This is a genomic window from Vannielia litorea (assembly GCF_900142295.1).
Classification (GTDB): Bacteria; Pseudomonadota; Alphaproteobacteria; order Rhodobacterales; family Rhodobacteraceae; genus Vannielia; species Vannielia litorea.
The window spans coordinates 118281-130807 of the sequence record NZ_FSRL01000001.1; the positions used below are offsets into that span (position 1 = coordinate 118281).

General features: G+C 65.9%; 10 protein-coding genes and 1 tRNA gene. 5 read left to right on the forward strand and 6 right to left on the reverse strand.

The window, feature by feature from the left end:
• The first annotated feature begins 3 nt into the window (after positions 1 to 3).
• Positions 4 to 1128, forward strand: coding sequence for a glycosyltransferase family 2 protein (locus tag BUR94_RS00635; RefSeq protein WP_139301187.1), 1125 nt, complete (start codon positions 4 to 6; stop codon positions 1126 to 1128).
• Here BUR94_RS00635 and arsB read toward each other — a convergent pair.
• Genes arsB through BUR94_RS00655 form a run of 4 tightly spaced genes read right to left on the reverse strand, consistent with a single transcriptional unit; the run spans position 1076 to position 5176 of the window.
• Positions 1076 to 2083, reverse strand: a complete 1008-nt coding sequence (gene arsB, locus BUR94_RS00640; RefSeq protein WP_074254355.1) for an ACR3 family arsenite efflux transporter — start codon at positions 2081 to 2083, stop codon at positions 1076 to 1078. The two genes, BUR94_RS00635 and arsB, sit on opposite strands and share 53 nt — an antisense overlap.
• Positions 2080 to 3339: an organoarsenical effux MFS transporter ArsJ gene (arsJ, locus tag BUR94_RS00645; RefSeq protein WP_074254356.1), complete on the reverse strand. Its 1260-nt coding sequence runs from the start codon at positions 3337 to 3339 to the stop codon at positions 2080 to 2082. The genes arsB and arsJ overlap by 4 nt, the downstream gene beginning before the upstream one ends.
• Positions 3336 to 4334 (reverse strand): ArsJ-associated glyceraldehyde-3-phosphate dehydrogenase, encoded by a 999-nt coding sequence (locus tag BUR94_RS00650; protein ID WP_074254357.1) that lies wholly within the window; start codon positions 4332 to 4334, stop codon positions 3336 to 3338. Before BUR94_RS00650 ends, arsJ begins: the two co-directional genes overlap by 4 nt.
• Positions 4331 to 5176, reverse strand: coding sequence for an arsenate reductase/protein-tyrosine-phosphatase family protein (locus BUR94_RS00655; RefSeq protein WP_074254358.1), 846 nt, complete (start codon positions 5174 to 5176; stop codon positions 4331 to 4333). The genes BUR94_RS00650 and BUR94_RS00655 overlap by 4 nt, the downstream gene beginning before the upstream one ends.
• A 107-nt stretch (positions 5177 to 5283) precedes the next feature.
• Here BUR94_RS00655 and BUR94_RS00660 point away from each other — a divergent pair.
• Positions 5284 to 5360: transfer RNA gene (locus BUR94_RS00660), tRNA-Arg, on the forward strand.
• Between the two features lie 85 nt (positions 5361 to 5445).
• Here the strand turns inward: BUR94_RS00660 and BUR94_RS00665 are convergent.
• Both BUR94_RS00665 and BUR94_RS00670 read right to left on the reverse strand, forming a co-directional pair.
• Positions 5446 to 7746 carry a TRAP transporter permease gene (locus BUR94_RS00665; RefSeq protein WP_074254359.1) on the reverse strand — a complete coding sequence of 767 codons (2301 nt, stop codon included), beginning with the start codon at positions 7744 to 7746 and terminating at the stop codon, positions 5446 to 5448.
• 59 nt (positions 7747 to 7805) lie between these two features.
• Positions 7806 to 8858 carry a TAXI family TRAP transporter solute-binding subunit gene (locus BUR94_RS00670; protein WP_074254360.1) on the reverse strand — a complete coding sequence of 351 codons (1053 nt, stop codon included), beginning with the start codon at positions 8856 to 8858 and terminating at the stop codon, positions 7806 to 7808.
• A 141-nt stretch (positions 8859 to 8999) separates the two neighbouring features.
• Between BUR94_RS00670 and BUR94_RS00675 the strand changes: the two genes are divergently transcribed.
• The 3 genes from BUR94_RS00675 (at position 9000) to htpX (ending at position 12189) form a co-directional block, all read left to right on the forward strand.
• A complete protein-coding gene (locus tag BUR94_RS00675; RefSeq protein ID WP_074254361.1) occupies positions 9000 to 9509 on the forward strand; it encodes a MarR family winged helix-turn-helix transcriptional regulator in 510 nt (169 codons plus the stop codon).
• A complete protein-coding gene (locus BUR94_RS00680; RefSeq protein WP_074254362.1) occupies positions 9506 to 11152 on the forward strand; it encodes a sulfatase-like hydrolase/transferase in 1647 nt (548 codons plus the stop codon). Before BUR94_RS00675 ends, BUR94_RS00680 begins: the two co-directional genes overlap by 4 nt.
• Before the next feature lie 113 nt (positions 11153 to 11265).
• Positions 11266 to 12189: a zinc metalloprotease HtpX gene (gene htpX / locus BUR94_RS00685; protein WP_074254363.1), complete on the forward strand. Its 924-nt coding sequence runs from the start codon at positions 11266 to 11268 to the stop codon at positions 12187 to 12189.
• The last annotated feature ends 338 nt before the right edge of the window (positions 12190 to 12527 follow it).

Below are 12527 nucleotides of genomic sequence, written 5' to 3' on the forward strand. Positions count from 1 at the left end.
CCCTTGGGCGGGTACGCGTCCGTGGCTCCCACGCCGGGGCAGTACGGCGGCCGTCGGATCCAGTCCGTCACCCCGATGAAGAACGAAGGCCCGTACATCCTCGAGTGGGTCGCCTACCACCGCCTGATCGGCATCAACGACATTCTGATCTTCTCGAACGATTGCACCGATGGCTCGGACCAGCTGCTGGACCGGCTCGACGAGCTGGGCTACATCCGCCACTACGGCAACCCCTCGGTGATCATGAACGTGGAGCGGCACCACCTTGCGGTGATCCGTTACCTCAACACGCTTTCCCGCGTGCACCGGGCCGACTGGGTCGTGTCGCTCGATGCCGACGAGTTCATCTGCATCAACACGGGCGACGGCACCCTCGATGCGCTCATCGAGGCCTGCGCCGGGGCGGACGTGATCAGCATGAACCAGCTCAACTTCGGCTGCGGCGGTCAGGGTGACTTCACAGACGAATTGCAGATCGACCGCTTCATCTGGGCCCAGCGCTACGCCGGCGGCAAGAACCCGACGGGCCAGCGCCGCGGGGTGAAGTCGCTCACCCGGATTGGCGCGCCCGTTGTCGCCATCACCAACCACTCGCCGCGCCCCGACCCCGAGCGGAGCGCCGAGCTGACCTGGGTCAACGGCGCTGGCAAGCCGTTGCCACAGGAGATGCTGGTGAAGGAAATCAAGTCGTTCGGGGAGGAGCTTTGCGCCTATGACCTGGTTCAACTGAACCACTATGCCCTGCGCTCGATGGACAGCTTTCTCACCCAGGTCTTCCGTGGAAATGCCAACCACGCCAACCGCGCGGCCGATATGAGCTATTGGCGCAAGCACAACCTCAACGAACAGCTCGATACCCGGATACAGCGCTGGTCGGCGCCGGTGAAAACGGCCATTGCCGAGATGCTGCAGGATGGCGAGTTGGCCGCGCTGCACCAGGCCACGGTGGCGCACCATCGGGCGCATATCGAGGAGCTCAAGGGAGGGCAGGATCTCTCCAGGCTTCGGCGTCTTGTCGAGAACGCCCACAACCGAGGTTGGCCCGAGTTGGCCACGACCGAGGCGGGCGCCTCGACTAGCCGAAACGCGCCCGCGTCCGGTTTGCGAAGCCGACCAGCGACAGCATGACCGGCACCTCCACCAGCACGCCCACCACCGTTGCCAGCGCCGCGCCCGAATTGAGCCCGAAGAGCGAGATTGCCACGGCCACGGCCAGCTCGAAGAAATTGGACGTGCCGATCAGCGCGCAGGGCGCGGCAATCCGGTGCGGCACCTTGAGCGCGAAAGCCGCCGCATAGGCCAGGGCGAAGATCCCGTAGCTCTGGATCACGATCGGCACCGCGATGAGGGCAATCACCTGCGGGCGGTCGAGGATGGTGCCGCCCTGCAGCGCGAAGAGGATCGCCACGGTCGCGATCAGCCCGATCACCGACCAGGGCTTCACCCGCGCCTGAAACCCGTCGATCCGCTCTCGGGTCGCCAGTCGTTTCCGCGTCCAGACGCCGGCGATGAGGGGGAGCAGCACGAAGAGGAGCACCGAGAGCAGCAGGGTCTCCCAAGGCACCTCGATGTCGGTCACGCCGAGAAGGAAGGCGACGATGGGCGCGAAGGCGAAGACCATCACCACGTCGTTCACGCTGACCTGCAGAAGCGTGTAGCTCTCGTCGCCTCTCGTGAGCTGGGACCAGACGAAGACCATCGCCGTGCAGGGCGCCGCGCCCAGCAGGATCAGCCCGGCGGTGTACTGCATCGCATCCTCGGGCGAGATCCATGGCGCGAAGACATGATCGAAGAAGAGCACCGCAAGCAAGGCCATGGTGAAGGGCTTGATCAGCCAGTTCACCGCCAATGTGATCGCCAGCCCCCTCGGCTGTTTGACGGCCGTCTTCAGCGCGGCAGGGTCGACGCCCACCATCATGGGGTAGACCATGGCCCAGATCAGAATGGCGACCACGAGGTTGACGCGGGCCACCTCGGCGGCCGCGACGAGCTCTACCAGCGCGGGGAAGGCGGCGCCGAGGATGATGCCGCCCAGCATCGCAAGCGCCACCCAGACGGTCAGGTAACGTTCGAATATGCTCACGCCGGTTGTGCCTCTGCGTCGAGCCGGCCCGAAAGCAGCGCGGCCGTGGCCACCATGACGGTGGCGGTTCCCAGCACAAGGGGCAAACCGCCGAGCTGGTAGGTGAGGCCCGAGAGCACGGTGCCCAGCAGACGCCCGCCCGCATTGGCCATGTAATAGAAGCCCACGTCCATCGTCACCCGCTCCGCCCTGGTGAAGGCGAGGATCAGGTAGGAATGCAGCGAGGAGTTGATGGCAAAGAGCGCGCCAAAGGCCAGCAGCCCGGCCACCAGCGTCACCGTCAGCCAGGGCTGCGGCTCGGGCGAGGCGAGCACGGCGGCGGTGAGCGCCGCCGGCACGAGAAAGAGCGCCCCGGCCCAGGTGCGCGCCGCGCGGATCAGGTGGGACTCTTCCCGTGTGCTTGCCCGCAGCAGCCTTGGTGCGGAGGCTTGCACCGCACCATAGAGGATGACCCAGACGGCCATGAAGGTGCCGATCATGAAGAAGGCGGAGCGGTTGCCTGCTTCGGTGCCGTCGGAGAGCACGGCGTAGAAGTAGATCGGGATGCCCACCACGAACCACACGTCGCGTGCCCCGAAGAGAAACACCCGCGCTGCCGAGAGCCAGTTCACGTTGGCGGATTTCGAGAACACCTCCGAGAACTTCGCCCCCTTGCGGCCGGTCGGAAGGCCACGGGGCATGACCGCCACGATCACGGCAAGGATCACGCCCAGCACCAGGGCCATGACCAGCACGGAGCCGACGAACCCCAGGACCGCCAGCAGCGCCGCGCCGAGCAGGAAGCCCACGCCCTTCACCGCGTTCTTGGAGCCAGTCAGCACCGCCACCCAGCGAAAGAGCCCGCCCGTCTCGGAAGGTGCCAGCAGTTTTACTGCGGACTTCGACGACATCTTCGCCAGGTCCTTCGCGACCCCGCTCGCGCCCTGAACGCACATCACGTAGGCCACGGAGGCGCCCACGGCCCAGCCGGGATCAAGCAGCGCAAGCGCTAGCAGGGCCATCACCTGCAGCGCCAGACCGGCATAGAGCGTCGCCACCAGCCCGAAGCGGGCGGCGATCCATCCGGCGGACAGGTTGGTGACCATCCCGGCGATCTCGTAGAGCACGAAAAGGTAAGCCAGCTGCACCGGCGAAAAGCCCAGCGTGTGAAAGTGCAGGAGCACCAGCATCCGCAGGGCCCCGTCGGTGAGCATGAAGGCCCAATAAGCGGCGGTGACGGCAATGTAGGCCGAGAGGCCCTCGGGGCGCTGGCTCACAAGGAGGCCCCTACCATCAGCGCAACATCTGCCAGACGGTGGGCATACCCCATCTCGTTGTCGTACCAGGCATAGATCTTCACCTGCGTCCCGTTCACAACCAAAGTGGAGGGCGCATCGACGATGCTCGATCGGGTGTCGTTGGTGTAGTCGGCAGAAACGAGCGGGCGTGTCTCGTAGCCCAGAATGCCCTTCAGCTCCCCCTCTGCGGCCGCCGCGAACAGCGCGTTGACCTCTTCGGTAGTGGTTGCGCGTTCCACTTCGAACACGCAATCGGTGAGTGAGGCATTGAGAAGCGGCACACGGACCGCATGACCGTTCAGCCGCCCCTTGAGCTCAGGGTAGATGAGGGTGATCGCCGTGGCGCTGCCGGTCGTGGTGGGGATCAGCGAGTTCAGGGCCGAGCGGGCGCGGCGAAGGTCCTTTGCGGGGCGGTCGACGATGGTCTGCGTATTGGTCACGTCATGGATCGTCGTGATCGAGCCATGCTTGATGCCGAGGGACTCGTGGATCACCTTCACCACGGGCGCGAGGCAGTTCGTGGTGCAGGAGGCAGCGGTGACGATGGAGTGTGCCTCGGTGTCATATGTCTGGTCATTGACGCCGATCACGATATTGGCCGTCGGGCCGTCCTTCACGGGGGCCGAAACCACCACTTTCTTCACACCGGCGGCGAAGTAGGGTGCCAGCCTGGCCTCGGTCTTGAACACGCCGGTGCAGTCGATCACCACGTCCACGCCGTCGAGTGGCAGCTTGTCGATGTCTCGGGTGCCGATGAAGGGCAGGCGGGTGCCGTTGACCGTCACGCTCTCCGCGTCGCTCGAGAACTCGGCATCCCAACGTCCGTGCACCGTGTCGAACTCCAGGAGATGCGCATGCATCGCCGTGTCGCCGACCGCATCGTTGATCCATGCGATCTCCGCACCTTTTTCGAGCAGCGGCTTCAGGGCGAGTTTGCCCATTCTGCCGAGACCATTGAGGGCATAGGTCGTCATGGGGCGTGATCCTCTTTCTCGCGGCCGATCTCGTCGACGGCCGATTGCAGGGCGATCCGGTCGAGCGTGGCGAGCGGCAGGGCCGTGAAGGCCGTGATCCGGTGCTTCAGCGCGCCGTAGGCCTGCTGGAAGGCCAGGGCCTTTTGCGCTTCGGAGCCCTCTGCCTTCACCGGGTCTTCCATGCCCCAATGACCGCTGATCGGTTGCCCTTCCCAGGCCGGGCACTCCTCGTTGGCCGCCTGGTTGCAGACCGTGAAGACGAAATCGAGATGCGGCGCGTCGGGGCCGATGAACTCGTTCACGTTCTTGGCCCGGAGCGGCCCGATGTCATGCCCCTTCTTCTCCAGCAGGCGCACCGCGAAGGGGTTCAGCTCGGACTGCGGGCGCGTACCGGCGGAATAGGCGTTGAACCTGTCGCCTCCCAGGGACCGCAAGAGGGTCTCGGCAAAGATCGACCGGGCGGAGTTGCCGGTGCAGATGAAGAGCACATTGTATTTCTGATCTGCCATCGGAGTTGATCCTTCGATGAGGGGGAAAACCAGGGGGCCGCACAACTCGGGACGGCCGCGGCAGCAATCGAGAAAGAGGTAATCCAGGGTTTGTCGCACAGCTGCCATGTCGACTGTGTAGTGCAGCGATGTGCCCACCCGTGTCTGCACGGCGAGCCCGGCTTGCATGAGCGCCGCAAGATAGGCGCTGAGCGTGCTGGGCTTGAGGCCCATCGCCTCTGCAATCTCGCCCGCGGGCAGCCGATCCGGGTAACGGCGCATGAGAAGCCGGAACAGCGCGAGGCGCTGGGGATGACCGAGGGTCGTCAGACGATGGGGAATCTCTGTTTTCATATTTCACGAATAAAAGAAATAAACAGAGAGTCCAAGTGACAGTTTGATGACTCCATTGCGCGCCCCGCGTTGACCGGCCTCCGCCGCCGGGCTACCACGGCGCCAGCGGTCCCGTAGCTCAACTGGATAGAGCAGCTGACTTCTAATCAGCAGGTTCGGGGTTCGAGTCCTCGCGGGATCGCCAGCCTGAATCGCACAGGCCCTCCAGACGCACCGCAGTGGCAGTTGCCCGGAAGAACGGACCTTAGCGCCGACCCGGAGAGGCCTCCTCAGGCCGCGGCGCGCTCGGTGTTTCGCCGGGCGGTCATGGCATGGAAGGCCAGGAGCGCGGCCGCGAGGCCGATGCCGGTCAGCATCACGGGCACGGTCTTCCACAGGACCAGCACGGCGAGGAAGAGCCGCAGCGCGACTTCCCAGCTTGCCAGCCTGTCCCGATCGTAGCGCGCGAGGGCCGAGGCGATCAGGTAGAGCGCAAGCACAAGGCGCAGGCCCAGAAGCCCCAAGGCGACGATATCGACCGAGCCGGAGTAGCCCTCGATCAGCGCCTTGCGGCCGGTCTCGTCGGTGATCGTCACGGCCTCTTCGATCAGCAGCAGCTCGGGATACCAGGCAAAGACGAAGGGGATGGTGAACATCACGATCCCCACCCGAACGGCGGCAATGCCGGTTCGCATCGGTTCGGTGCGGGTGATTGAGGCCGCGGCGAAGGCGGCAATGGCCACGGGCGGGGTGATCGCCGAGGCCACCGCGAAGTAGAAGACGAACATATGCGCGGTGAAGAAGCTGACCCCGAGGTTGGCCAGCAGCGGCCCGAGCAGCAGCGCCACGTTCACATAGGCGGGCACCGTGGGCATCCCCATGCCGAGTATGATGGCGCAGACCATGGCGCATGTGAGCGCCAGCATCAGGTAGACACCGCCCACGATGCGGATCTCGAAGCCAAAGATGTGCATCACCTGGGCCCGTTCGAGCCAGGTGGTAACGGCGCGGGTCAGCTCACCCGTGAGGCCGCTCTCGTTCAGGAAGGCGGCGATGATCGACACCGCGAAGAGCAGCAGAAACAGGCGCGATAGCAGGATGCCGCCATCGGCCAGCGACACCACCACCCTGCGTGGTGCGGCGCGCGTGCCCGGATCGAGAAAGAGCAGCGGCAACAGCACGATCACCGCCCACCACCCGGCCGAGATCGCATCGCCGGTGGCGTTCTGGATCGTCTGGGTCACCGCCGCGGGCAGGATCGAGGCCAGCAGGCCGCTGCCCGCCGTGTCCTTGTTGCCCAGGAGCAGCATCAGGATCGTCAGGATCGGCACGAAGATGATGATCAGGTTGAGCCAGTCCTGCCGGTTCATCACCAGGTCGTCGGGAATGTCGCGCATCGGCTCCACGCGGTCGCGCCGGGCCTGGAACATGACCGCGAGGAAGATCGAGAAGAAGAAGCACAGCGCCGGCAGAAAGGCCGCGGTAATGACCTTGGTGTAGGGCACCGCCGTGAGCGCCACGAGCACGAAGGCCGCAACCCCCATCACCGGTGGCATGATCTGCCCGCCCGAGGAGGCCGCCGCCTCGACGCCACCGGCGAACTGCGGCGAGAACCCGTTGCGCTGCATCATCGGAATGGTCAGCCGTCCGGTCGAGAGCACGTTGGTCACCGGCCCGCCGGTGATGGTGCCGAACATCGCGGAAGAGACAACGGCCGCATGAGCCGGCCCGCCGCGCAGGCGACTGGTGGAGAGCACCGCGAGCTTGATGAGCGAAGTGCCTCCGGCAGAGGTGCCGAAGAGCGCGCCGAGGATCACGTAGGGAAAGACCTGGTTCACCACGATATCCATGAAGCGCCCCATGAACCCGTCGGGCGTGATGAATACGTTGGTGGCCTTCTGGATCGCCGCGGCCATTGGGTCTCCGCCGTCCGCGCCGAGCTTGGTCAGCAGGAAGTTGTGGCTGGAGAGGTCGAACATCCAGATCAGCGCGGTGGCCAGGGTATACAGGACGACCACGGTCGAGACGATGACCAGCGGCAGGCCCCAGACCCGGACGTTGTAGAGAAAGAAGAGAGTGATGATGACGAAGAGCAGCGGGATCGACCAGATACCGAACCGCGCCTGGCAGGCCGGCACCTCGGCTTCGAGCGAGATCCCGGGGATCACGCCGACAGAGCGTTCCGCAGCCTCCTGCATCAGCCGCGCCCGCTCTCCGGTGATCTGGTCTATGAGGCAGACGGAGTCGAGCTCGACCAGGTAGCCCAGGGCGCCGAGGAAGGCGGCGAAGATCAGGCCCGCGTCGAGCAGGAGGCCAAGCCAGGCGCGCTCGGGCCGCTCCTCCTTCCAGGCGCGGTAGACGCTGGAGTCGAGCGCCACGATCACCATCATGACGAAGAAGACAGGCGGATAGAAATACTGCGGCGGAAAGCCGGAAATCCGGAAGTAGGGCCGCCCCGTGATCTCGCGCGCCCAGTCCTGAAGGCCGGGAATCTCGGGCATGGTGTTGATCATGCCGACGATCACGAGGAGCAGGGCAAGCACCAGAGCAATGCGCTGTCCGAGCGGACGCGTCAGGGAGAGTTGGGTCATGTTTTCGGGCCTGTCTGGGCGGAGGCGTGGCCGGCTGACCGGCCACGCAGGGTGTCAGGTCAGGGGCGCAGGCAATCCGCGACGGTGTGGCCCGCATCCTCGAAGGCACGGATTGCGCCGGGGTGCATCTTGATCTGCACCGCACCGCAGGCGCCCTGGCTCACGCCGTCGAGGTCACCGAAGCTCATCATCGTGAAGGGGCCTCGGGGCGAACCCTCGATGAAGCGGTCCTTGCCCGCGAGGTAGGCCGCGGTGATGTCGTACACGAGCTGCTCGTCCATCGTGGCGGGCACGATCTGGCCGAAGGCGGTGGCGAAGCTGTCGAAGGTGTCGTCATCGGTGACGATGGTGATGTCGTTGCCGTCATAGGCGGCGCGCACATCCTCGACCGGCACCGAGTAGGGCGCGTGGCCGGGCGCGGCCAAGATCTGCTGGCCGAGTTCGCTGGCGAGCAGGTCGGAGGGCACATCGTGGATGGTGATCCCGCCGACCGCCGCGATGGAGATCTGGCGGCCCGAGGGCAGGCCTTCGGGGATCGTCCAGGCATCGACGCCGCCGCCGGTGATGGTCGACACCGTATCGGGCCACTCGTTCTGAATGCCCTCGTAGCCCTCGCCGTCCTTGAGGCCCGACAGCAGTTGGACCATCGCCCGGCCCGAGGTCAGGGCGGCGCCGCGGGGCGGGCCGTTCCAGATGCGCTTGCCATCGAGCTTGCGGATGTCCTCGATCGGGTTGGAGTTGTAGTAGCCAAGAATCTGGGCCGAACCCGCATTCCAGAAGATCACCCGCAGGTTCGCGGCCAGCTCGGCGCCCTTCTCGGGGCCGACACCGGCATAGGGCCCGATGCCCTTGGACAGCAGGAAGGGCAGGATCAGCGGCGCGGGCGCCATGTCGAGCCGGCCCTCGGCCACGGCCTGGACCGAATTTGTCAGCGTCGCGCCCTCGGTGATCTGCAACGTCGCCACGCCGGCGCTGTCGAGGATCGCGGCGAGGGTCGAGTCGATGTAATGCGGGGTCGAGCCCGCTGTCGTTGTTTCGGCCGTCAGCGTGGCCTGGGCCGTGGCGGCCAGCGGGGCAAGGGCCAGCGCTGCGCCGAGGAGCGTTTTCTTCATGTCGGTTCATCCTCCCTAATCTCGCGCGCCATCCTCCCGGCGCACGGCTCCCCTTTCGGGGCATGCAGGTAGAGTTGCAAAATATATATGACTTGTCACGCATTTAATTTTCGGGCTTTATCAGCGGGGTGGAGGATACCGATGACCGACCCAGCCAAGATCGACCCGGAGCGGATTCGGGAGAGGCGCAGCCATGAAGACCTCAACGTCTTCTCGCGGCTGCCGGCCGTCTATGCCGCCTCGCGCAGGCAGGGGCAGCAGTTCTTGCAGTTCGGCGGCGGCATCTCGATCATGGAGTGGCGGGTGCTTTGGGATCTCTGCGAGGCCGGGCCCATGACGATCCGGGACCTGGCCACCATCCAGCGCGCCGATCACTCGCTGCTGAGCCGGGCGCTGCCGGAGATGAAGCGCAAGGGCTTCGTCACCATGCACCGCGCCCAGCGGGACAAGCGGCAGACCATCGTGGAGGCGACGACGGAGGGCCGTGCCGCCTATGAGCTGGCCGCGCCGGTGATGGCGCGCCGCAGGGCGGCGCTGCGCGAGGCGCTGACCGAGGAGGAGACCCGCAGGTTCATCGACCTGCTGGACCGGGTGGAGATGTTTCTCAACACGCCCGCCGCCGAGATTTTGCAGAAGGACATGGCCGAATGACCACCCGCCCCAACGTGTTCTGGATCATGGCCGACCAGCTCAGGTTCGACTACCTCAGCTGCTACGGCCACCCGCACCTGCACACCCCGCACATCGACGCGCTGGCTGCCCGGGGCGTGCGCTTCACCAATGCCTATGTGCAGTCGCCGGTTTGCGGCCCCTCCCGGATGTCGGCCTACACCGGTCGCTACGTCCGGTCTCACGGCTCCACCTGGAACGGCATGCCGCTCCGTGTGGGCGAACCGACCCTGGGCGACCACCTGCGCGAGGTCGGTGCCCGCGCCGTGCTCGTGGGCAAGACCCACATGACCGCCGACGCCGAGGGCATGGCCTGGCTCGGCATCGCGCCCGAAAGCGAGATCGGCGTGCGCGTGTCGGAATGCGGCTTCGAACCCTTCGAGCGTGACGACGGCTTGCACCCCGACAGCGCGCGGCAGAACTGGTCGGCCTACGACGACTACCTCGTCGCCCATGGCTTCTCCTCCGACAATCCGTGGGGGGACTTTGCCAATTCCGGCCTCGACGACGATGGCGAGCTGCTCTCGGCCTGGCTGCTCAAGAACTCCCGGCTCCCCGCAAACGTGCCCGAGGAGCATTCCGAGACCGCCTACATGACCGACCGGGCCATGGCCTTCATGGAAGAGGCCGAGGCCGATGGGCGACCCTGGATGTGCCACCTGAGCTACATCAAGCCCCACTGGCCCTACATCGTGCCCGCACCTTACCACGACATGTACGGCCCGGAGCACATCGTGCCGCCGGTCCGCTCCGAGGCCGAGAAGGCCACCGACCACCCGCTCGTGTCGGCCTATCACCAGGCCCGAGTCTGCCGCAGCTTCTCGCGTGACCTCGTCCGCGAGCATGTCATCCCGGCCTACATGGGCCTCATCAAGCAGCTCGATGACCAGCTTGGGCGGCTTTTTGCATGGATGGAGAAGACGGGCCGCAGCCGGAACACCATCATCGCCGTGACCTCCGACCACGGCGACTACATGGGCGATCACTGGATGGGCGACAAGGATTTCTACCACGAGATGGCCGTGAAGGTGCCGCTCATCATCCACGATCCGCGCCCGGAGGCCGATGCCACACGCGGCACGGTATCGGAGGACCTCGTCGAGATGATCGACCTCGCCCCCACCTTCATGAACGCGCTGGGCTGCAGGCCCAAGCCGCATGTGATCGAGGGGCGCGACCTGACTCCGCTTCTCCACGGCACCGAGGGCTTTTCCCGCCGCTACGCCATATCCGAGCATGATTACCACTGGTCCGACATGGCCCGCACGCTCGATCAGCCCCAGGAGCATGCCCATACCACGATGATCTTCGATGGTCGTTGGAAGTACATCCGCTGCGAGGGCTTCCGCCCCGTTCTCTTTGACCTGGAGACGGATCCGCAGGAGGTGGATGACATAGGCGCCTCCGACGCGCCCGAGCATGTCGCCGTGCGCGCCCGGATGGAGGCCGCCTTGCTCGACTGGGCCACCCGCCATCATACCCGCATCACCGCCACCCCCGAAGTGCTGGCCCGCCAGAAGCGTGCCGCCGAGACTGGTATTCTCATTGGCTTCTGGGACGAGGCCGAATTCGAGGCCGCTACCGGCAAGGCTTTCGCCGACCTCAGGCCGACAGGCCGCCCCTAGACCGCGGCGTCACGTGGGGCGCTCCGTCGCATCGGCCCGCCCTGCATCTTGCATGGGCGGGAACCGTCTCCATATCTCGTTCATTCTCAGATCGAGCGATATCGGAGGCGGACTTGGGCTACGTCAAGACAGCAATGCTCATGGCGGCGATGACCGCACTCTTCATGGGCGTGGGCTACCTGCTCGGCGGCGCCGGTGGCGCGGTGATCGCGCTTGTGGTCGCGGCCGGCATGAATGCCTTCACCTGGTGGAACTCCGATCGCATGGTCCTGCGCATGCACAACGCCCAGCCGATCGCGCCGGGCGACCGGCTCGGCCTGCATGCGCTGACCATGGACCTCGCCAGAAACGCCGGGCTCCCCGAACCCCGGCTCTACCTGATCGACACGCCTCAGCCCAACGCCTTCGCCACCGGGCGCAACCCTGCCAATGCAGCCGTCGCTGTGACCTCCGGCCTGATCCGCAGCCTGAGCCGCGAGGAGCTGGCCGGGGTGATCGCGCATGAACTGGCCCATATCCGCAACCACGACACTGCGATCATGACTGTCACCGCCACCTTCGCCGGTGCGATCTCGATGCTTGCCAACTTTGCGCTGTTCTTTGGCGGCTCGCGCGAACGCCTTGGGCTGGTCGGGTCCTTGCTGATGATGTTTCTCGCGCCGATGGCTGCCGCACTGGTGCAGATGGCGATCAGCCGAACCCGCGAATATGCCGCCGACAAGGCCGGCGCCGAGATCTGCGGCGAGCCTCTGTGGCTGGCTTCCGCGTTGGAAAAGATCGCCTCCGGCGCCGCGCGCATCGACAATGACGCGGCCGAGCGCAACCCGGGGACCGCGCATATGTTCATCGTCAACCCGCTGCACGCCTACAAACGCGACAATCTCTTTGCCACGCACCCCGCGACAGAGAACCGCGTGGCCGCGCTGCGCGCGATGGCCTCGCAAACCCGGCCCACGGCGCCTTCTGCCCGCCAGCCGATCACGGCGAGCCGCATACCAAATGTCGGGAGACGTCGGCGCGGTGGCCCTTGGACCTGACGGTAGGGGTGCCTGCCCACTCTGGCCGCGAGAGCGGACCGAGGGCGTTGCGGCCTTTCGGCACGCGATCGACAGAGTGGCGTGGCGATGCGGCGAACCTTCGCGGTTCTCATGCCGCCGGAAGATACGAGTGAGACAGGCGGCATCGCCAAAGCCCCTTCTGAGACCGATCTCCGCCCCCTGAAGGTTCGTCGTCACCGGTAGGGCCTTGGCCTCTCTCATCACCCTGCGCTGGAACCGGGCGGGCTGGAAGGCGCCGATGGGGCAGCGTGCCTCTTGGCTTCCAGCGTTGCCATCAGCAAGTCGCTGCACCGGTTCTGGCCGGACGGAGCCCAGAT